Here is a 20578-nt window from a genome sequence, read left to right as displayed (position 1 = left end):
AGGTCAGACGCGCTCTCACCTCCCGGCCACAAAATACGGACGCTCTCTCACCCTTCGTTAGTTTTGCGGGAAGCCCAGGTTGATGCCGCCGTGGCTGGGGTCGAGCCAACGTGACGTGATGGCCTTCTCGCGGGTGAAGAACTGGAAGCCCTGCAGGCCGTAGGCCTTGGAGCTGCCGAAGATGGAGTCCTTGAAGCCGCCGAAGGAGTAGTAGGCCACGGGCACGGGGATCGGCACGTTGATGCCCACCATGCCCACCTCGACCTCGGTCTGGAAGCGGCGGGCGGCGCCGCCGTCGTTCGTGAAGATCGCCGTGCCGTTGCCGAAGGCGCCGGAGTTGATCAGGTGCAGGCCCTCTTCGTAGCTCTTCACGCGGATCACGGCCAGCACGGGGCCGAAGATTTCCTCGGTGTACACCCGGGAGGTGACCGGGACGTCGTCGATGAGCGTCGGGCCAAGCCAGAAACCGTTCTGGTCCCCGTCCACCTCGATGCCGCGGCCGTCCACCACGACCTTGGCGCCGTCCTCGATGGCGACGTCAATGTAGGACGCCACCTTGTCGCGGTGCTGGCGGGTGACAAGCGGGCCCATATCGCAGTTGCGTCGGCCATCGCCGATCTTCAGGGTGGACATGCGGTCGGTGATCTTCCCGATCAGCGCATCGGCGACCGGTTCGACGGCGACCACCACGCTGATGGCCATGCAGCGTTCACCGGCGGAACCGAAGCCGGCGTTGATGGCGGCGTCGGCAGTCAACTCGAGGTCGGCGTCGGGCAGGACCAGCATGTGGTTCTTCGCCCCGCCCAGCGCCTGGACGCGCTTGCCGTTGCGGGCAGCGGTCTCGTAGATGTACTGGGCAATCGGGGTGGAACCGACAAAGGAAATCGCTTTGACGTCCGGGTGCTCCAGAAGCCCATCCACTGCTTCCTTGTCGCCGTGCAGCACGTTGAAGACACCATCAGGAAGCCCGGCCTCGGTGAACAGGGCAGCGAGCCAGTTGGCCGCCGTCGGGTCCTTTTCGCTCGGCTTCAACACCACGGTGTTGCCGGCGGCGATGGCGATCGGCAGGAACCACAGCGGCACCATGGCCGGGAAGTTGAACGGGCTGATGATCCCCACAACGCCCAGCGGGGCCTTGGTGGAGTAAACGTCGACGCCGGTGGAGACATTTTCTGAATGCTCACCCTTGATGAGGTGCGGGAAGCCGGTGGCCAGTTCCACGACTTCCTGGCCGCGGGTGATTTCACCGAGGGCGTCGGAGACCACCTTGCCGTGCTCGGAGGTGATGATGCCGGCGAGTTCGCCCTTGCGCTCATTCAGCAGTTCCCGGAAGCGGAAGATGATTTGCTGTCGCTTGGTGATGGACATATCGCGCCAGGCCGGGAATGCCTTGTGGGCCGAAGAGATGGCCGACTCGATGTCTTCCGCGTTCCCGAGGTTGACCAGCTTGGTTTCCCGGCCGAGGGCCGGATCGAAGACAGGGGCCGTGCGATCCCCGGCCGACGGCGACTCGGCGCCACCGATCCAGTGCGGGACGACGTGGAGTTGGTTGATTTCAGTCACTGCATTCTCATTTCTTACGGCGGATCGATGTGCGAAGCATCTGGTTCCACCGTAGGGAAGGGACCTGCAGGAAGAGGCACTACATTCAGCGAAAAGCTGTTTGCTGAATAGACAAATGTACAGACCGCAGGGCCGGATACTACGGCGCGTCCGTGGATCCTGCAGGCCCCATCCGCCACGGTGACAACCTCGGCGACGCCGATCCGTGGACGGACACCTGGTTCTACGCGAACCCTGTGTTCATCGACGTCACCGGATAATCCCCAACTCCTCGAGCTGCGCGGACATCCCGGCACCGTCCGGGGCGTAGATCCACGGGACGCCAGGAGTGGGCTGGCCCCCGGACTTGGAACGGCCACCGGCGAGTACGGCTTCGCCGGCCGAGAGTTGGCGGATCGCGATTGCCCTGACGTTTTCGGGATGCTGCTGGGCGAATTCGGAATAGATGGCTTCGTCATGTTGCCCGTCGTCGCCGACCAGCAGCCACTTGACGTGCGGGAACTCTTCGGCGAGGCGCTCCAGGGAGTTCCTCTTGTGCTCCTGGCCGCTGCGGAACCAGCGGTCAGGGGTGGGGCCCCAGTCGGTCAGGAGCTTGGGGCCCGCAGGATACAAATTGCGCGACAGGAACCGTGACAGCGTGGGTGCCACGTTCCACGCTCCCGTGGACAGGTACAACACGGGAGCTGAGGGGGCTGTCCGGGCAATCCGTTCGTACAGCACGGCCATCCCGGGGGTGGGCGTCCTCGCGTGCTCGTTAAGGACGAACGTGTTCCAGGCGGCCAGGAACGGACGGGGCAGCGCAGTGACCATGACGGTGTCGTCGATGTCGGATACGACGCCGAAGTCTGCGTCGTCCGCGACAATCCGTACGGGCGCCTCCACTACCCGGGACTCACCGGACTGCAGCGTGATGGCGTGCCACCCGGCGTCGAGGGCTACCGGGATCCGAGCATCCACCACTCCGCCGCGGTCTGCGACGACGTCATGAACGGTGCCGTCGATAGTGACTTTCACTGCGGCGTTGGCCACGGGGGCACTCGTGAAGTTTCGCCAGCCGCGCATGCTTTCCTGCAACGGCTTGGCGTGGCCCGCAGCGTCCCGGGGATCGCTCCGTACAACCCTGGCGAGAACCCGGACCCAGGACGTGGAACCGTAGCCCGTATAGGGAATTACTGTCTCTACCCGGCCACGCCGGATGGCAATGCGGGTCTGGAAACCCAGCCACGCGTCGTCGAGCCTCATGGCGAGGTGGCGACGTGCGTTGGCCGCCGGTTTGGGCCCGTCGCTTTCAACGGCGTCGGACTGGGGGCGCGGTTTCATGGGACGGGGAGACATGCGTCCAGTCTTCCACGGCATGCCCCCTAACGCAGCCGGAGCAGCGGGTGCGATGACCAGACCCGAAACCAGCGTGTCCGAACCATTGACATCGGTGGAGTGATAAAGGATCCGCCGCGCGTTGACGTAGCGCAGGTCACGACTTATGATTTTATGAATCGATTCAAGATGTAACTTTCCTCACGCTGAATGAGCACCGCATTGTTCAGTCTTGGATGGGAAGAGTTCTTGTTCCTTGCCAACGACGACATAGGAGTTCAGCCGCAATGAGCGTCATGCACGGGAGGGATCTCCCCTCCACCCAGAGCGAAGCCACCGGCCACAAGGATCCCAGGAAAGCCGCGATGAGCGGCTGGATCGGAAGTGCGCTGGAGTACTACGACTTCGCCCTGTACTCACTGGCAGCGACCCTGCTTTTCCCCACTATCTTCTTCCCCACCGAGAATCCCACCGTCGGCATTATCGCCTCGCTGGCCACCTACGCGGTGGGCTATGTTTCCCGCCCGCTCGGCGCCGTCGTCCTGGGTGCCTACGGTGACCGGCACGGCCGCAAAAAGGTGCTCGTGTTCGCGATGCTCCTCATGGGCTTCGCCACCTTTGCCGTGGGGCTCCTGCCCACCTACGGCCAAGTGGGACTTCTTGCGCCCGTCCTCCTGGTAATCCTCCGCCTGGTCCAGGGTTTCGCGGTCGCCGGCGAACTGGGCGGCGCCAGCGCGATGATCGTGGAGCACTCCCCCGATTCCAAGCGCGGCTTCTTTGCCAGCTTCAGCCTGCAAGGCACGCAGGTGGGCTCCATCCTCGCCACAGCCGTCCTGATTCCACTCGCCGCCCTCCTCCCGGAAGAACAGTTCCACTCATGGGGCTGGCGCCTGCCCTTCCTGCTCAGCGCAGTCGTGATCATCGCCGGGTACGTGATCCGCCGCCGCGTGCAGGAGCCGCCCGCCTACCTGGCACAGTCCGAGGACGCCACCGCCAAGCGCAGGTTCCCCTTGGTCGACCTCCTGCGCACCCACCCCTGGGTCCTGGTCCGGTGCATCCTCATGACCTTCACCAACGTCATCGGCATGGCCACCCTCATCTTCGGCGTCTCCTTCGCCACCCAGAAGGGCTACGGCATCGGCTTCTCCAGCAGCGAGTTCCTTTGGGTCACCATGGCTGCCAACGTGGCCGCGGTAGCCACCATCCCGTTGTTCGGCGCCCTGTCCGACCGGATCGGCCGGCGTGCCCTCATGGTGGCCGGTGGAATCTCCGGCGGACTGCTGACCGTGGGGTACCTCTGGGCGATCGAACAGCGAAGCCTGCCGTTGGTGTTCATCTGCGTTGTGATCGTGCAAGGCATCCTCTTCCAGATGTGGAACGCCACCTTTGCCACCTTCTTCCAGGAGCAGTTCCCCATGCGGATGCGGGTGACGGGCTTCGCGGTCTCACAAAACATCGGCCTCATGATCGCGTCGTTCTTCCCGAGCCTTTTCACAGCGATCGCTCCCCCGGGATCAGCGAACATCCCCATGGTCATCGGCCTGACCACACTGGGAATCTGCCTTGTCTCGGCGGTAGCCACCCTGCTGTCTTCGGACACCAAGGGCAAATCCCTGGAGGACCTCGAGGTCCGCTAGATCGTCAAGGAGCCCAAGGCCTCAGGAAGCCTGCGTCGCGCGCCTCCTGAGCCACGCGGCACGCACCTGATCGCGGATGGTGCGCTGGCTGCGACGGCTGACCAGGATCACTGATGCGACGCCCGTGGCGAGGACGATCGCTCCGCCAGCGGCCACCGCCCATCGAGCACCAAACTCCGTGCCGATCCAGCCCATCAGGGGAGCACCAATCGCCGTTCCCCCTTGCAGGATGGCAAGGTACAGGGCGAGGACCCGTCCCCGGAACTGTGGTTCCACGGACAACTGGATAGTGGTGTTGCAGCTGTTGAGGAACGTAATGGAGGCGAGGCCAACGGGGATGAGGACGGCCGCATAGATCCAAAACGTGGGCGAGATGCTGGCCAGGAGGGTGAAGGCCCCCAAGGTCAAGGCACCCCCCAGCATGAAGCGCAGACGGGGACCGGACCGTCGGGCGGCCAGCAGGGCGCCTGCGAGTGTTCCCACGGCCATGATGGAGCCGAGGAGTCCAAATTCTTCAGGACCCATGCCGAATTCGGTGGTGGCCATCAGGGAGTTCGTGACAGCGAAGTTCATGCCGAAGGCACCCAGGAGCCCCACCATGACGAGGATGAGGACCAGGTCCGGACGCTGACGCACGTAGCGCAGGCCCTCCGCCACTTGGTGCTTGCCGCGAACCACCGGGACGCTCGGCTCGAGCTGGGAGATCTTGACGCGGAAGAGCGAAATGATGACCGCCACAAAGCTCGCGGCGTTCAGGAGGAAGACGGGCCCCGTACCGATCCACGCGATGAGCACGCCGGCAACGGCCGGGCCGGTCAGCCGGGCACTGTTGAACGACGCGGAATTGAGGGCCACGGCATTGGAGATCTTGTCCGGTCCTACAAGTTCGGAAACGAACGCCTGCCGGGCCGGGCCGTCGATCGCTGCAGCAAGTCCGAGCGCAAGGGCAGCGAGGTAGACATGCCACAATTGCGCCCAGCCCATGACCACCAGCAGGCCAACGATCAGCCCACAGACCCCCATCGCGGCCTGGGTCCACAGCAGGATCACGCGCTTGCGGTACCGGTCGGCAAGTACGCCGGCGTAGGGGCCCAGCAGCAGCATGGGGAGGAACTGAAGTGCCGTAGTGATGCCAACGGCCGTACCGGAGTGGTTGGTGAGGACAGTCAGGACCAGCCAGTCCTGGGCTACTCGCTGCATCCAGGTGCCGACGTTGGAGACCAGCGCACCGCCCGCCCAGACCCGGTAGTTGGGGTTCTCCAAGGCCCGGAACATGGCACTCACTTGGCGCTCATTTCCTGCATGATGTGCGCGGCGCGGCTGAGCGTCAGTCGGTCCTCCTCGCTAAGTCCTGCGACTCGCTGGGCCAGCCAGGCAGTCCGCTGGCTGCGTGCCTCCGCCAGGACTTCCTGGCCTGCGGGAGTGATGCTGATGTGGACTTGCCGCCCGTCTCCGGGGTGCGGCTGCCGGGCAGCGAAACCTTGGTCCGTCAAGGCGTTCACAATCCGGGTCATCGACGGGGCCTGGACGTGCTCGCGTTCGGCCAATTCGCGGAGTGTCTGCGAACCGGCGTTGAGGTGGGCGAGCACTGTGTACTGGCCGGGGGTAATGACATCGCCCGTGGCTTCGATCCGGAGCCTGCGCGAAGTGCGCATCACGGCGGTACGAAGATCGATGGCCAGGATATCCGCCCGAATGCCGTCGGATTCCTGGGCTGTGGCTTGGGTTTTAGTTGCTGTGCTGGTTTTAGTTGCTGGCTTGCTTGCCGTCACTGGGAGGCGCCTCCTGAGGTGCGATAATAGTTAGCAATGCTAATTAGCTCCGCTAACCATTATGCTCCCCTTCACCTCCAGCTGTCGAACGGTTCGCCGTGGCTAACGCTTCGCGACCGTGTCCTGCGTCGATGTCCGCAGTCGGTACAAGGACGTGGTGGCGGTGATGTACAGGTCGCGGCCATCGGCTCCGCCAAAGCAAAGGTTGGAGACTCTTTCCGGAACGTCGACGGCGGCCAGCAACCCGCCGTCGGGCGAATACACGCGGACCGATGACCCAGCTGACGTCCACACCCTACCGTCGACATCAACGCGGAATCCGTCCGATGCCGCGTCATCTTCAAGCTCAACAAACGTCCGGCCTTCCCCGCAAACGCCGCCCTCAACGGGATAAACAGCGATCCGGAAAGGCACCCCGAGTCCCGGACCCGCCGAGTCAGCGACGTACAGCAGCGACTCGTCCGGAGAGAACGCCAGGCCATTGGGGTGAACAAGGTCCGTCACCACCGGCGTCAGCTCTTCCGTTCCCGGGTCGAAGCGGAAGACGTAGCAACCACCGTATTCCTGCTCGCCCTCGTGGCCTTCGACGGTCCCGGGCAGGATTCCGTACGGTGGATCCGTAAACCAGACTGTGCCATCGCCGGCCACCACGACGTCGTTGGGCGAATTGAGCCGATGTCCGCCGAACGAATCGACGATTCCCGTCACCACGCCGTCGTGATCCCGCTCAACGCGCCTGCGGCCATGGCTGCACTGCACCACGCTGCCGTCGTGGTCGAGGGTACGCCCGTTGGTGTATTCGACGGCGGTGGCATACTCACGCGTCCGACCAGTGGCGGGCGTGAACTCGAGAATCCGGTTGTTGGGGATGTCGCTCCAGCGAACCGTCTGCGACGCAGGAACCCAGACTGGCCCCTCCGCCCACACAGTGCCTTCGAACAGCTTCTCCAGGGTGCCCGTGATCAGATTCTCCATGATTTGAGACTAGTCGTTGGCAGGTTCCGGGCTGGCCTTCCCTGCCGGTTCCGTCCTGCTGCCCTTGCCCTCCGACGGCATCGCCAGAACTGCCACGACCGTGAGGATGGCACTGACAAGCACAGCCATGAAGACGGCAGCGGATGCGTGAACTGTGGTTTGAGGATCGGGGCCGCCGCTTGGACCGTTGGCATAAATGGCGTTGGCCACCGCCCCGAACACGGCTACACCGATGGAGCTGCCGATGGAACGCGCAAAGAGGTTGGTCCCGGTGACGACGCCGCGCTCATTCCATTCGACGCTGGTCTGGGCGGCAATGAGGCTTGGAGTTGCCACCAGGCCCAACCCGAGTCCAACGATGAAACAGGCAACCGCCACCAGCAGAACGCTGGGCGACGAGGCGGTGAGGGCCAGGACGGCGGTGCCAACCACCGTGATCACGATGCCAATGATGGCCGTCCGCTTGAACCCGATCCGGAGGTAGAACCGGCCGGCTTGGGAAGCGCTGATGGGCCAGCCCAGCGTCAATGCTGCCAACGCAAGGCCAGCCAGGAGCGGTGACGTGGACAGTGCGCCTTCCAGGAAGGTGGGCACGTAGGAGGTGAGCCCCAGCATCACCGCGCCGACCCCGAAAGCGACCATCGCCGTCGTCGCCAGCAGCCTGCGCGAGACGACCCAGGGCGGCAGGACCGGCTCCGACGCCTTCCGCTCCACCAGGAGGAACGCGATCAGCACCACGGCTCCCCCGGCAAATACAGTGATGCTGATGGGTGAGTTCCACGGCCAGGCCTGGCCCCCTTGGAGCGCCCCCAGGATGAGCAGGCTCAGGGAGATCGTCAGCAGTCCGGCTCCCAGGTAGTCGATGCGGTGCTTGGTACGCTCCACGTTCTCGTGGAAAGTACGGATCAGCATCCAACCCGCCAGGAGGCATAGAGGGATGTTGATGAGGAAGATCCCACGCCAGATTTCCAACGATGCGAACACGCCACCCAGTGTTGGCCCCACCACGGAAGAAACGGCCCACACGCTCGCCAGGTAGCCCTGCACCTTCGCCCGCTCCGCAAGCGTGTAGATGTCGCCTGCAATGGTGATGGCTACAGGCTGCACGGCTCCCGCACCGAGCCCTTGAAGCACGCGGAATGCGATGAGCGCCGGCATGCTCCACGCCACTCCGCAGAGAATCGATCCGAGCAGGAAAAGGCCGATGCCAAGGAGTATGACCGGTTTGCGGCCCAGGACATCCGAGAGTTTGGCGTAGACAGGGACGGACACCGCCTGGGCCAACAGGTATGCGGAAAAGAGCCACGGGAATGAGGAGAACCCGCCGATGTCATCAACGATCGATGGCACCGCCGTGGCAACAATTGTGGCATCGATCGCCACCAGGCCCGTGGAGAGCATCAAAGCAATCAGAATGGGTCCACGACGGGATCGGAACCCGATTCCGTCATCGGTCACTGTGGTCATCTGCCCGTCCAATCGTGCTCGTCCAATCCTGCTCGTGGAGCCGCTCAAATCCGTCAAGGAGGAGGTCGAGGGCAAACTCGAACTCGAACTGGTCATCGCAACCGGACCCTACAACGGACTCATCCTCATGTGCTGCCGCCAAGGCAATCCGAAAGAGATTCGGGTAGCTCTCGGCCATCTGCCTCGCCATGGCGGTCCGGACCTCGGCCGGCATGCTTTGCTGCCCGCCGGCATCCCGCCCCGCCGAGTCGTCGAAGACCTCTTGGGTGAACCCCCACATCCGGCTGCCCAAGGCGTGCATGACGTGGTGCGTGAGATCCACGGATAACCCTCCCCCAAGGAACATTCCCACAAAGCCGTCCATGTACTCGAGTACGGCCGGCGTGGTGGTGGTGCGGGTCTCAATCACAGGGCGGGCCCAGGGGTGCCGCAGGAGTGCCCGCCTGGCCGAAAGCACCCGCAGCCGGACGGCAGACTTCCACGGCGCCTCCGGAACGGGCGGGTCGATTTCGCTGACAAGGGTGTCCACCATGCCGTCCAGGAGTTCTTCCTTGTTGGCGACGTGCTTGTACAGCGCCATCGGAACAACGCCGAGTTCCTGCGCGAGCCGACGCATGCTCAGTGACTCAATTCCCACCTCGTCGGCCAGCGCGACGGCGGCTTCCAGCACGCGGTCGCGGTTCAGGGGTACGCGTCGGGCTGCTTCCGCCAGCTGGGTCATATGACATGCCTTCCGAAAAGTACCGCAAGGACCGGAGTCCGGGGGGGTTGACAGGTATACAGCGTACACCTAGCCTTTCCAACATGAAGGTGTACGCCGTACACCTTCCAGGACGCCGGTCACCAAAGAGCGCAAGGCAGAGCCATGACAGCACGAACCACCACATCCCCCCGCGGCAACCACCAGGCAAAGTGGGCGGTGCCCGCGGCCTTGATCGCACTCAGCCTCATCCCGGTCATAGCCGGTGCCGCCCGCCTCTCTGAATTGACGGGCGGCGCACCCACTCCGCAAAACGCCAGGTTCTTCGGTTCGCCCATCCCGGTGATAACCCACATCGTCACCGTGACGGTTTACAGCTTGCTCGGGGCTTTCCAGTTCATCCCTTCGCTTCGGCGCGGCAAGCGGTCATGGCACCGGATGGCCGGACGCATCCTTGTGCCGGCCGGCTTGCTCGCTGCCCTGTCCGGCGTATGGATGTCCATGTTCTACGACCTCCCCGAAGGCGACGGCGAGGCGCTTCTGGTCCTTCGGCTGATCTTTGGTTCGGCCATGGTCGCGAGCATCATCCTGGGACTCTTTGCGATTCGACGCCGGGACTACGCCACCCACGGCGCATGGATGACGCGGGCCTACGCAATCGCCCTGGGGGCCGGAACGCAAGCCCTGGTCATCCTGTCGTGGATACTGGTTGCCGGCCCCACCAACGAGACAACACGGGCAATACTCATGGGCGCCTCCTGGGTCATCAACCTTGCGGTGGCCGAGTACGTCATCCGCAGGCGCGCCAGGATGGCCGGCCACGCCTCAAGCACGGCGGGCCGGGCCGTTAAACCGGAAACGACGACGGCGGGCCACCCGTCGGTTCCATGAGGAACCAAGGTGACCCGCCGCCGTCGTCAGCGTTCAATGAACGGCGAAGTCCGGAAGACCCTAGTCGTTGATCAGGTCGTGAACAACGATGGTCTGGTCGCGGTCCGGGCCGACGCCGATGGCCGAGAAGCGCGTTCCGGAGAGCTTTTCCAGGGCCAGCACGTAGTTGCGGGCGTTCTCCGGGAGGTCCTCCAGGGTGCGCGCACCGGTGATGTCCTCGGTCCAACCGTCGAAGTACTCGAAGATCGGGACAGCGTGGTGGAACTCGGTCTGCGTCATGGGCATCTCGTCGTGGCGGACACCGTCGACGTCGTAGGCGACGCAGACAGGGATCTGCTCGATGCCCGTGAGGACGTCCAGCTTGGTGACGAAGTAGTCCGTGAAGCCGTTGACGCGGGAAGCGTGGCGGGCCAGGACGGCGTCGTACCAACCGCAGCGGCGGGGACGGCCGGTGTTCACACCGAACTCGCCACCGGTCTTCTGCAGGTAAACACCCATCTCATCGAACAGTTCCGTGGGGAACGGCCCGGCGCCAACACGCGTGGTGTACGCCTTGATGATGCCGATGGAGCGCGAGATGCGGGTAGGGCCAATGCCCGAACCAACGGAGGCGCCGCCTGCAGTCGGGTTGGACGAGGTGACGAACGGGTAGGTGCCGTGGTCGACGTCCAGGAACGTGGCCTGGCCACCTTCCATGAGGACGACCTTGCCCTCATCCAGTGCGTTGTTGAGCTCGAGGGTGCTGTCGATGACCAACGGGCGCAGGCGCTCGGCGAAGGACAGGAAGTACTCCACGATCTCGTCAGCAATGATGTCGCGGCGGTTGTACACCTTGACCAGGAGTTCGTTCTTCTGGCGCAGCGAACCTTCCACCTTCTGGCGGAGGATGGACTCGTCAAAGACGTCCTGGACGCGGATGCCGAGGCGGGCCACCTTGTCCATGTAGGCCGGACCGATGCCGCGGCCGGTGGTGCCAATGGCGCGGCTGCCAAGGAAGCGCTCGGTGACCTTGTCCAGCACCTGGTGGTAAGGGGCAACCAGGTGGGCGTTGGCCGAGACGCGCAGGCGGGAAGTATCCGCGCCACGGGCTTCGAGGCCATCGATTTCCTGGAACAGGGCCTCGAGGTTCACCACGCAGCCGTTGCCAATAATAGGAATTGCGTTGGGGCTCAGGATGCCCGCGGGAAGGAGCTTCAGCTCATACTTCTCACCGCCAACAACCACGGTGTGCCCGGCGTTGTTACCGCCATTGGGCTTGACCACGTAGTCAACGCGGCCACCGAGCAGATCGGTTGCTTTGCCTTTGCCTTCGTCGCCCCACTGGGCTCCGACGATCACGATAGCGGGCATGGGATCCTCCCCCATTCTTTCGGGCGAGACACTGGCCGGATGACCAGAACTCGACGCCGTACATGAGAATGCCCCGACGTTACCGGTGCAGCCTGCCGCGAGCGGCGACCTACGCAAGAGTTTCGGGGCTCTTACCAGCCAAGTTTAGCCGATGACACCGCTTTCTCTGGTGTCAAGGTGTCTTGGAAGGCGGCAGGGTGAAGTTTTCTTCAGTGAAACCTGGGACGGGCCATCTCTAAGCGGCCGGCAGGTTCCGGCAGTTGCCGCCCAGTCCAAGGATGAGTCCCGCATTCGTGGCCACTGAGGCCGGCTGGGAGGTCCACCCGTACCGCTTCACCACAATGGCGAGTTGGAGTTCCGTGCCAAGGCCCAGCAGACCGCCCAACAAATTGGTGGCAACGTCCGTGGTGTATCCGCCTGCCGCTGTTCCGGTAGTGTTCCCAGCCAACGAGTAGCCGGTCAGTGGCGCCAGAAGGGACCCCAGGCCACTGGTGGAAGCCTGCATTTCTGCATCCGCCAGTGCGTAGCCTGCTGGTGGTTTCCAGTACACCCGCACATAGGCGCCCAGACCGGCGATCCCGTTGTTGTACACACATGGACCGTTGAGTGTTGGAGCCGGGATGGTCACCGTGCCGAAGCTCCCCGCCGAGTACTGATCGCGTTGCCATGCCGCTTCCGTGACGGCCGGCGGGTTCACCGCGGAAAACACGACGGCGAGGGGCAACGCCACCGTCAGTCCAACCCGCGCCCGCTTGAACATATTCACCCGGCAGCACCCCGCAAACGGGCAAGTCCAAACCCTGCCGCGACCGCCCCGAAACCGAGGAGCGCAAACCCTCCCAGGCGAAAACCGGTGTCTGCCAGGATTCCCGACGACGGCCCGGCCGGGTTTCCGGGGACGCCCGGCCCACCCGTGTCGTCCCCTGACCCGTGGACGCCCACCACGATCTGCGTACGACTCCCCTGCACCTCACGGGGCACGTCCTCGGCCAACGTTGCTGTCAGGAGGACGTAGGCGTTGGTCGATTCGGCACTGCCGGGTTCCATGAGGTCCACCTGCACACCCCCGGCAGTGTCCAGCGATGTCCGCCCCAACAAGACACGCTGGCCCTCCGCGCAGGAGCTTCCCTCCCAGGGTTGCGAGCAAGCCTTGAGCTCCACGCTCAGGAAATCCCGCAGCACCTCCGTTGACGCCGGCTCGGTTTGCAGCCCGACGTCGAGGGATGTGGCAGGTTCGCCGCGAACATGGACATCCACCGCCCAATCCGCACTGCCGCCCGGGGTGAGCCGATGCACTTGGCCGGCTGGACCGGCGTCGAGCTCCAACCAACCCGAAGCCTCCCCATCGGCGGCAACCGCGGGTGCGGCACCCAGCAGCAGCCCTGCCGCAACGGCTGCCGTCCACAACCCACTACGCCGCCACATGCTGCCCGCTCCTGCGCCGGCTCGGATTCCTTGGCCACAGGACCCAGGTCACCAGCCCGGAGACAGCAATAGTTGTGGCGCCAAGAACCACCGGATTGGCGGCCGCGGACAGTGGCTGGGCGAGCCCCGGCACGGACCAGAGGACCAGCCGGACCTTCTCCACCACATAGGGTGCCGGATCCGCTTCGGTGTTGGCATCACCCTTCATGGTGATGGTTCGCGCAGATCCGTCCGCAGGCTCCACTGTTTGGACCCTGTGCGTGATGGGCAGCTTCCCCGGCCTGTCCACGGTCACGACGTCGCCTGCGTTGATCCCGCTGGCAGGGATCTCACGGACCACGGCGAGCGAACCCGCCGGGATACCGGGCGACATCGACCCCGTCTTGAACATGATCAGCGTGATGTTGAACAGCAGTGCGCAGATCACCGCCAGGATGCACACAGCCCCGCCTGCGGCCGCGATGTTCAACAGGACTTCCCGCAGCCGGCTGCGGAACGGGCGGCGGCTCATGAGCTTGAGGTGGCAGTAAATTGCCAGGTTGCGGTGGCGGTCTGGCCTTGCAGGGCATTGTTTGCGCCAAGGGGAAGGGTGACCTCGAAGCAGAACTGCGTCGGAGCCCCGGGAAGCGTCGCTGTTGCGGCGGCCAGGGGATTTACGACGCCGGCCGCCTGCCCTTGCGTGAACGGTTTGGCTCCGTCGCTGCCCACCACGAACGTTGGCGTCCCGGTAAACGACGACGCGTCGCAGGTGGCCGACCGGACCACGCGGTATCGGAGCGCCGCCCCCAGGTCCGCGTTTCCGGTACCGCTGCTGGTCACCACCGGAACCCCGAGGACCACCTCGCCGGCTACCGAGGTGGCTTTGGTCCGGATGGCGAACGGTGCATAGGCCACAGTGCCAGGGCTCATCGCAGTAGCGGCGAACACCAGCGTGCCGCCCGGAGACACGTCATTGGTATTCCATGCGCCTGCGGCGCTGTACGGCTTGGTGACATTGGATTCCGTTTGGAAAACGCTCGCCCCGAAGGAGCCACCGGCAAAGTCGCTGTCAGTCCAGGACGCCAGGGTCACTGAGCTGCCGAGCCCCAGCACCAACGCCCCGGCGAGGATCGCACGGATGCGCAGGGCAACCGCACCGTGCTTGGTCTTGGCTTGTCGACGACCCATGGATCACTGCGATTGCGCGGCGAATTCCCAGGTGGTGGTCCCGGTTTGGGACTGGACGAGGTCATCGTCGGCCGTGATCCGGAAGCACAGGTTCACTGCATCGCCCGGATTGGTGCCCGCTCCCTGCGTCAGCGCAAAGGTGACACTGCCCGGCGTCGTCCCCAGTACTTGTCCGGCTGCCACCAACGTGGTGTCCACTGGTTCGGCGCACCCAAAATCCGTCGATTGCGTGAGGGAGTACGTGAGACCAGTCAGTGCACCCGTTGATGCTTCAGTTGAGACGGTGACGGTGGCGTCGTTGGTGGTGGCATCATCCAGCCTGACCGCGAAGGGCGCCGTGACCACGTCCCCGGGTGAAAGGTTGGACGGCGTGGCAGTGAAGCCAAGCGTTGCCGGTGTCGCAACCGGGTTCTCTCCGAACGCCGTGCCGTCCGTGCTGCCCTCAAGGTTGAACGAACCAGCGGTGAAGGTGCCTTGGGCAAATTCGGAGTCGTTCCACGCCGCCAAGGTAATCGCAGCGCCTACTCCGAGTACCAGCCCACCGGCCAGGAAAGCGCGGACCTTGGGTGCCTTGCTGTGACGCTGCCTTGTTTCCGGTGAAGCTACTTCATGTGCAACCATTGTTCCCCCGAGATGAGTGTTGGCGCGTGACGGGTCGCCAAATGGCTCCCCTTCCAACCCATCTTCTACTCGGGTGGACAGCAGCGGCGCCGACCGGCACTTAAGGGTTAATCACTCACCGGCCACGAACTGCAGCGCAGCTTCGGCGAACGCGGGCCACTCTTCGTTGGAGGAAAAAGGTACTTCAACCCAGTCCTTGAACGGGCGCTTCATTCCTGACGGATCAAACAACACCGCGCCCGGCAGATCAAGCGCACGGGCGTGCTCCGCGGTGTCCCGGCCGAGTTTGAAGACCACCTTGTCGCCGTTCAAGCAGGCCAACGCCTTCTTGTTCAGCATGAGCGAACTGGCCCCGAACATCTTTCCCATGACGACGCCGGCCGCGGCAAGTTCTGCGCCCAGGCCCTCGAAAGCGGAAAGGGCGGCAGCGGACGGTTCTTGTTTCTCCATATGCCGCATCATGCACGACCCCGCGGGCCGTCGTCGAGACTTGACCGCCGCCGTCGAGATACCCGACACGTTTCCGGGCAACACGCCGCGTCGCATTTCGGGGCGCGCCGGAGCGGGCCCCGTTAACCCCCATAGTCCGGTAAGGTTAGTTAGCCCCCAACAGCACCCTTTGAGGTTCGGCTGCGGCATGCCCGCGGCCCCTTGGAATGGTGCGCTGTAACACCTAGGAGACCTAACCCCTGATGCAAGAACTGGCGACTGAATCACCCGAAGAAATCCTCTGGAACCGCCGCTACGAACCGCACATCGCCGAGGTCAACGAGCTGTGCGACTCCATCAAGGAGCAGAAGCCGGGCAGCGAGGTCCTTTACATCGACCCCGCCCACAGCATGGATGACTGCCGCATCGTCAGCCTTTTCTCCAATCAGCGCACCAACACCGGCGAGGGCTTCATCACCCCTGGTGACGACGAAGCCGCCACCCGCATGCTCGGCATGCAGTGGCAGCTTGGCCTCCGCCCCGAGCTCATGATTCCGTGGAACGCGTACCCGTGGATCGAACCCACCGAAGAACCGGGCAAGCTCACGCCGGCCAACATCACCGAAGGCCTCAAGCCTTTGCTGCGCCTCCTCCAGCTCCTCCCGCGCACCTCCGCACTGGTGGCGCACGGCAATGAGGCCCACCGCCTCGCCGACCAGCTCATGAAGGCTGCTCCGGCCAGCATCGCCCGCCGCGGCTTCAAGACCTTCAAGGTCCGCTCGCTCGGTGGCCGCTCCTTCGCCGGAACTCCGGCACGCCAGCAGGAATACCTGGATGCCATCCACGGCGCCTACGCCGAGGCCATGGCACGCACGGGCATCCCCCGCAAGGCCTAGCCGTACCCAACTGAGTCGCATTTGTGCGCGTTTTGAGCGCTCAATACGCGCACAAATGCGACCTACTTGGGCGAATTAACGACGACGGCGGCCCTCACCTTTTGGTGGGGGCGGCTGTCGTACGTTGGGGTGCTTGTTTTGGGGTGGAGGCGTTAGCCGACCAGCATGCTCCGGAGGTCCTTGAGGATCAGCTGGGCGCCGGTGGGGCCGAGGCCGAGGAACCAGACGTCGTCGCTGACGGCCTTGGCCTGGCCGGCTTTGACGGCACCGAGCTTAGGCCAGACAGCGCCTTCAACCACGGACGTTTCGCCGGTGGCAGCGGGGTCACCGTAGCTGCTGTAGAAGATCCAGTCTGCATCCCCTTGCTCGATGTTTTCGGCCGAAATCTCGGCGGCGAGTTCGTCAATATTCTGGTTCTCGGGACGGTCCAGGCCAGCGTCCTTCAGGATGACGCCGATCAGTGACTTGTTCGCATAGAGGCGGATCTTGCCCGGCAGGAAGCGGACCAGCGAGATTTTGGGATCGCCCTTGACGTCTGCCTTGAGGGCGTCCGCTTCCGTTTGGTAGTCGTTCAAGGCCTTGACGGCTTTGTCTTCCTCGCCCAAGGACTTGCCCACCAGGAGGAAGTTCTCTTTCCACGGGAAGCCGGGGCGGATGCTGAAGACTGTGGGGGCAATGGCGGACAGTTGCTTGTACAGTTTGTCGGCGCGGAGCTGGCTGCCCAGGATGAGGTCCGGCTTCAGCGCAGCGATTGCTTCGAGGTTAAGGTCCTGGATGGTGCCTACCGAAGCCACATCCTTGACCTTGTCAGCCAAGTACGTGGGGACAGGGTTGGCGCCTTCGGTGGTGGCCATCCCTACCGGCGTGATGCCAAGGGTCACGACGTCGTCCAGCTCCCCGGTGTCGAGGACCACCACGCGTGTGGGCTTCTTCTCCAAGGTGGTCTCACCGTTGGCGTGCTTCAGGGTACGCGGGAAAACGCCGGGGGCGGCGTCCGTGCCGAGCTTGGCCGTTTCCTGGTCCGCAGTAGTGAACTTGGATCCGCCCGTTGCAACATCCGCGTTGCCGGCACTGGAGCCCGAGCCACCACTGGCGCCGCAGCCCGCAAGGAGGCCAGCTACCAAGGCGACTCCGGCCACCTTCATGGAAAGCTTGCGCATGCGGGAAGCCTTACGCGGCTGTACTTCAAAATCGTCATTTTTCACTGGGTAAGGCTAACCTAATTAAGGCACACTTCCGTGACGTTGTGACAACAGTCACGGGATCGCCCCCTATTACCGCCCCACCTCTCCGGAATGGTCCCCTGCTGTGTCCCACATGACGGCGCTATGTCCCAAGTAGCCGCTCCCGCCCTTCCGGCTGCCGGCGCGGTGCCGCATTCCGGCGTCGTCAATAAATCCCGCTGGCGGATCGTCTTCCTGGCCCTTGCCGCGGCGGTACTCCTGGGTGCCGTGATGTTGAGCCTGGGCATCGGGGCGAAGTTCATCCCGGCTGCCACCGTCCTGGAAGCGTTCACCAACCCACAGGACACGGCAGATCACGCGATCATTCTGGAAAGCCGCCTGCCGCGTACCTTGATGGGGATCGCCGTCGGAGTCGCCCTGGGTGTAGCCGGCGCGCTGATCCAGGCGATCACGCGGAATCCGCTGGCAGATCCTGGCATCCTGGGCGTCAACGCCGGCGCATCCTTCGCGATCGTGCTGGCGATCGGCGTCTTCGGCGTTGGTTCCCTGAGTGGTTACATCTGGTTCGCGTTTGCCGGCGCCATCCTCACAACGGCGGCCGTGTACTTGATCGGCACTTCCGGCAGGAACGTGGTGAATCCGATCCGGCTGACGCTGGCCGGAGTGGCCTTGGGCGCGGTGCTCACCGGCATTGGATCCGGGCTCACGCTCCTGAATCCGAAAGCTTTTGACCACCTGCGCTCGTGGAGCATCGGCTCACTGGACACGCGCAGCATGGAGTCGGTCCTGACTGTGGCGCCGTTCATGGGCGCGGGCCTGCTGGTGGCGTTGTTCTGCGTCCGCGGACTCAATGCCGTGGCGCTGGGCGACGACCTCGCCACCTCCCTGGGGGCCAACGTCAACCGCACGCGCATCCTGGGGATTATTTCCATCACCCTCCTGAGCGGCGCAGCAACGGCCGGTGCCGGAGCCATCGGATTCGTGGGGCTCATGATTCCGCACGTGGCCCGGTGGATCGTGGGCCCGGACCAGCGGTGGATCCTGGCCACCACCGTGGTGCTCTCCCCCATCCTGCTGCTGGTGTCCGACGTCGTTGGCAGGGTTGCCGCACCCGGTGAGCTCCAAGTGGGAGTGGTGACCGCGTTCATCGGTGCTCCCGTGCTGATCGCGTTGGCGCGGCGCCGGAAGGTGAGCGGACTATGAGTCGCCTGGACCCCGGGACTCGAGTGGACTTTGGCCGGCCCACCGTCCTGCTTCGCAACCGCTCGCTGAGCCTCCGGTTCGATGTCCGCAGCATCCTCGTCTGCATCCCGCTGCTCCTGGCCGCGCTTGCCGTGGCCGTGGTTTCACTGGCCACCGGCGACTACGACGTCACTGTGCAACAGGTCCTGCAAGCCTTCACCGGAGATGCCCCGGGACTTGCACAGACCATCGTCATGGAGTGGCGTCTCCCTCGTGTGCTGGCGGCGTTGGTGTTCGGTGCCGCCCTGGGCATGAGCGGCGGCATTTTCCAGTCCATGACCCGCAACCCTTTGGGCAGCCCGGACATCATCGGCTTCAACACAGGCGCCTACACTGGTGCGCTGATCGTGATGCTGACAGTTGGTGGGGGCTACCTTGGCATCGCAGCGGGCGCCCTTGTGGGTGGCGTCCTCACCGCTCTGGCCGTCTATTTGCTGGCTTACCGCCGCGGCTCCCAAGGCTTCCGGCTCATCATCGTGGGCATCGGCATCAGCGCAATGCTGGCCGCCTTGAATCACTGGCTCATCCTGCAGGCCGAACTTGAAGCCGCCCTGGCGGCAGCCGTTTGGGGAGCCGGGTCCCTCAACGGCATCACGTGGGAGCAAGCGGCGCCTGCCGCCGTCGTGGTTGTTGTGGTTGGCTTGGCCACGCTGGCCGTGACGCGTCGGATGCAACTCCTGGAAATGGGCGACGACGCCGCACGCGCCTTGGGCGTCCGGGCGGAACCCACCCGTTTGTTGCTGCTCAGCCTGGGCGTGGCGCTCACTGCGGCTGTGACGGCAGTGGCCGGTCCCATAGCGTTCGTCGCCCTCGCCGCCCCGCAGTTGGCCCGTCGGCTCACCGGGAGCGCCGGCATCACCTTGGTTCCGTCCGCAGTGATGGGTGCCTTCCTGCTGGTGGCGAGCGACCTCGCCGCGCAACGCCTGTTCTCTCCGATCCAGCTCCCCGTCGGCGTTGTGACGGTATGCATCGGCGGTATCTACCTCGTCTGGCTGCTGGCCAGGGAAGCAAGGAAATCATGATCCTCACTACTTCTGCTCCGCAGCTCCACGCCGAAGCCCTGACCATCGGCTACGAGCAACGCATCATCTCCGAGAACCTCAACGTGCGCATCCCCGAGGGAAAGTTCACCGTGATCGTGGGGCCCAACGCCTGCGGCAAGTCCACGCTCCTGCGCGCCCTCGCCCGGCTCATCAAGCCGCGCAGCGGACAGGTGCTGCTGGACGGCAAATCCGTGACCGCGCTGCCCTCGAAGGAACTCTCCCGGCGCCTCGGGTTGCTGCCGCAGTCCTCCATCGCACCCGACGGCATCACCGTGGCCGACCTCGTGGCACGAGGCCGGTACCCGCACCAGAAACTGCTGCGGCAATGGTCCGAAGCCGATGAAATGGCCGTCGTGGAAGCCATGGATGCCACCGGCGTCGCCGCATTGTCCGGGCGGCTGGTTGACGAGCTCTCCGGCGGCCAGCGCCAGCGTGTGTGGGTGGCCATGGTTCTCGCCCAGCAGACGCCGCTGATGCTCCTGGACGAGCCCACCACGTTCCTTGATATCGCACACCAGATCGAACTGTTGGAACTCTTCCGCGAGCTCAACCTGGACAAGGGCCACACGCTGGTCGCAGTGCTGCACGACCTCAACCATGCCAGCCGCTACGCAGACCACATCATCGCCATGAAAGACGGCGTGGTAGTGGCCGAAGGGGCTCCCGCTGACGTGATCACCGAGTCCTTGGTGGAGGACGTGTTCGGCATGGCCTGCCAAATCATCGACGACCCCGTGACGCACACGCCGCTGGTGGTCCCGCTCGGGCGACCCCGCCACGCAGCGGTCACGGACTAACGCTTTTAACGACGAGGGGGGGGGGGGGGGGGGGGGGGGGGGGGGGGGGGGGGGGGGGGGGGGGGGGGGGGGGGGGGGGGGGGGGGGGGGGGGGGGGGGGGGGGG

21 protein-coding genes are annotated in these 20578 nt (G+C 64.5%); 6 read left to right on the top strand and 15 right to left on the bottom strand.

Going from position 1 to position 20578, the window contains the following annotated elements; translation table 11 throughout:
- Positions 1–57: 57 nt before the first annotated feature.
- The gene (locus LN996_RS10375) at positions 58–1563 is read right to left on the bottom strand and encodes a CoA-acylating methylmalonate-semialdehyde dehydrogenase (protein ID WP_231340308.1); all 1506 of its coding nucleotides are present in this window, start codon (positions 1561–1563) and stop codon (positions 58–60) included.
- Between the two features lie 249 nt (positions 1564–1812).
- The gene (locus LN996_RS10370; RefSeq protein WP_231340307.1) at positions 1813–2898 is read right to left on the bottom strand and encodes an App1 family protein; all 1086 of its coding nucleotides are present in this window, start codon (positions 2896–2898) and stop codon (positions 1813–1815) included.
- Between the two features lie 266 nt (positions 2899–3164).
- On the opposite strand from LN996_RS10370, the gene LN996_RS10365 reads away from it, so the two are divergent.
- On the top strand, positions 3165–4514 hold the full coding sequence (locus LN996_RS10365) for an MFS transporter (RefSeq protein WP_231340306.1): 1350 nt from the start codon (positions 3165–3167) through the stop codon (positions 4512–4514).
- Between the two features lie 21 nt (positions 4515–4535).
- On the opposite strand, the gene LN996_RS10360 is transcribed toward LN996_RS10365, so the two are convergent.
- From LN996_RS10360 to LN996_RS10340, 5 genes are all read right to left on the bottom strand, one after another.
- Positions 4536–5798: an MFS transporter gene (locus LN996_RS10360; RefSeq protein WP_231340305.1), complete on the bottom strand. Its 1263-nt coding sequence runs from the start codon at positions 5796–5798 to the stop codon at positions 4536–4538.
- Positions 5795–6169: a MarR family transcriptional regulator gene (locus LN996_RS10355; RefSeq protein ID WP_231340348.1), complete on the bottom strand. Its 375-nt coding sequence runs from the start codon at positions 6167–6169 to the stop codon at positions 5795–5797. Before LN996_RS10355 ends, LN996_RS10360 begins: the two co-directional genes overlap by 4 nt.
- 219 nt (positions 6170–6388) lie before the next feature.
- Complete coding sequence (locus LN996_RS10350; RefSeq protein WP_231340304.1) at positions 6389–7261, bottom strand: SMP-30/gluconolactonase/LRE family protein; 873 nt, start codon at positions 7259–7261, stop codon at positions 6389–6391.
- A gap of 9 nt (positions 7262–7270) precedes the next feature.
- On the bottom strand, positions 7271–8728 hold the full coding sequence (locus tag LN996_RS10345; RefSeq protein ID WP_231340303.1) for an MFS transporter: 1458 nt from the start codon (positions 8726–8728) through the stop codon (positions 7271–7273).
- A complete protein-coding gene (locus LN996_RS10340) occupies positions 8709–9449 on the bottom strand; it encodes a TetR/AcrR family transcriptional regulator C-terminal domain-containing protein (protein WP_231340302.1) in 741 nt (246 codons plus the stop codon). The genes LN996_RS10345 and LN996_RS10340 overlap by 20 nt, the downstream gene beginning before the upstream one ends.
- A gap of 144 nt (positions 9450–9593) precedes the next feature.
- Here LN996_RS10340 and LN996_RS10335 point away from each other — a divergent pair, with 144 nt between their 5' ends.
- On the top strand, positions 9594–10319 hold the full coding sequence (locus LN996_RS10335) for a DUF2306 domain-containing protein (RefSeq protein ID WP_231340301.1): 726 nt from the start codon (positions 9594–9596) through the stop codon (positions 10317–10319).
- A gap of 60 nt (positions 10320–10379) precedes the next feature.
- Here LN996_RS10335 and LN996_RS10330 read toward each other — a convergent pair whose 3' ends face one another.
- From LN996_RS10330 to LN996_RS10300, 7 genes are all read right to left on the bottom strand, one after another.
- Complete coding sequence (locus tag LN996_RS10330; RefSeq protein ID WP_011773318.1) at positions 10380–11669, bottom strand: adenylosuccinate synthase; 1290 nt, start codon at positions 11667–11669, stop codon at positions 10380–10382.
- A gap of 235 nt (positions 11670–11904) precedes the next feature.
- Positions 11905–12435: a hypothetical protein gene (locus tag LN996_RS10325; protein WP_231340300.1), complete on the bottom strand. Its 531-nt coding sequence runs from the start codon at positions 12433–12435 to the stop codon at positions 11905–11907.
- Positions 12432–13094 carry a hypothetical protein gene (locus LN996_RS10320; RefSeq protein WP_231340299.1) on the bottom strand — a complete coding sequence of 221 codons (663 nt, stop codon included), beginning with the start codon at positions 13092–13094 and terminating at the stop codon, positions 12432–12434. The genes LN996_RS10325 and LN996_RS10320 overlap by 4 nt, the downstream gene beginning before the upstream one ends.
- On the bottom strand, positions 13081–13605 hold the full coding sequence (locus LN996_RS10315) for a signal peptidase I (protein ID WP_231340298.1): 525 nt from the start codon (positions 13603–13605) through the stop codon (positions 13081–13083). Before LN996_RS10315 ends, LN996_RS10320 begins: the two co-directional genes overlap by 14 nt.
- Positions 13602–14261: a SipW-dependent-type signal peptide-containing protein gene (locus LN996_RS10310; protein ID WP_231340297.1), complete on the bottom strand. Its 660-nt coding sequence runs from the start codon at positions 14259–14261 to the stop codon at positions 13602–13604. The genes LN996_RS10315 and LN996_RS10310 overlap by 4 nt, the downstream gene beginning before the upstream one ends.
- A 3-nt stretch (positions 14262–14264) precedes the next feature.
- Positions 14265–14882, bottom strand: coding sequence for a SipW-dependent-type signal peptide-containing protein (locus tag LN996_RS10305; protein WP_231340296.1), 618 nt, complete (start codon positions 14880–14882; stop codon positions 14265–14267).
- A 111-nt stretch (positions 14883–14993) separates the two neighbouring features.
- Positions 14994–15332 (bottom strand): hypothetical protein, encoded by a 339-nt coding sequence (locus LN996_RS10300; protein WP_231340295.1) that lies wholly within the window; start codon positions 15330–15332, stop codon positions 14994–14996.
- Between the two features lie 242 nt (positions 15333–15574).
- Here LN996_RS10300 and LN996_RS10295 point away from each other — a divergent pair, with 242 nt between their 5' ends.
- Positions 15575–16207, top strand: a complete 633-nt coding sequence (locus LN996_RS10295) for a uracil-DNA glycosylase (RefSeq protein WP_231340294.1) — start codon at positions 15575–15577, stop codon at positions 16205–16207.
- Positions 16208–16359: 152 nt separating this feature from the next.
- On the opposite strand, the gene LN996_RS10290 is transcribed toward LN996_RS10295, so the two are convergent.
- Positions 16360–17352 (bottom strand): ABC transporter substrate-binding protein, encoded by a 993-nt coding sequence (locus LN996_RS10290; protein WP_374110834.1) that lies wholly within the window; start codon positions 17350–17352, stop codon positions 16360–16362.
- Between the two features lie 150 nt (positions 17353–17502).
- On the opposite strand from LN996_RS10290, the gene LN996_RS10285 reads away from it, so the two are divergent.
- From LN996_RS10285 to LN996_RS10275, 3 genes are read left to right on the top strand one after another with little or no spacing between them, the layout of a single operon-like run.
- Positions 17503–18594, top strand: a complete 1092-nt coding sequence (locus LN996_RS10285) for a Fe(3+)-siderophore ABC transporter permease (protein ID WP_374110773.1) — start codon at positions 17503–17505, stop codon at positions 18592–18594.
- A complete protein-coding gene (fepG, locus tag LN996_RS10280; RefSeq protein ID WP_231340292.1) occupies positions 18591–19655 on the top strand; it encodes an iron-enterobactin ABC transporter permease in 1065 nt (354 codons plus the stop codon). The genes LN996_RS10285 and fepG overlap by 4 nt, the downstream gene beginning before the upstream one ends.
- Positions 19652–20473 carry an ABC transporter ATP-binding protein gene (locus LN996_RS10275; protein WP_231340291.1) on the top strand — a complete coding sequence of 274 codons (822 nt, stop codon included), beginning with the start codon at positions 19652–19654 and terminating at the stop codon, positions 20471–20473. The genes fepG and LN996_RS10275 overlap by 4 nt, the downstream gene beginning before the upstream one ends.
- Positions 20474–20578 lie beyond the last annotated feature (105 nt).

The organism is Arthrobacter sp. AK01 (assembly GCF_021109375.1).
Classification (GTDB): Bacteria; Actinomycetota; Actinomycetes; order Actinomycetales; family Micrococcaceae; genus Arthrobacter.
This window is presented reverse-complemented; position numbering and strand designations above follow the sequence as displayed.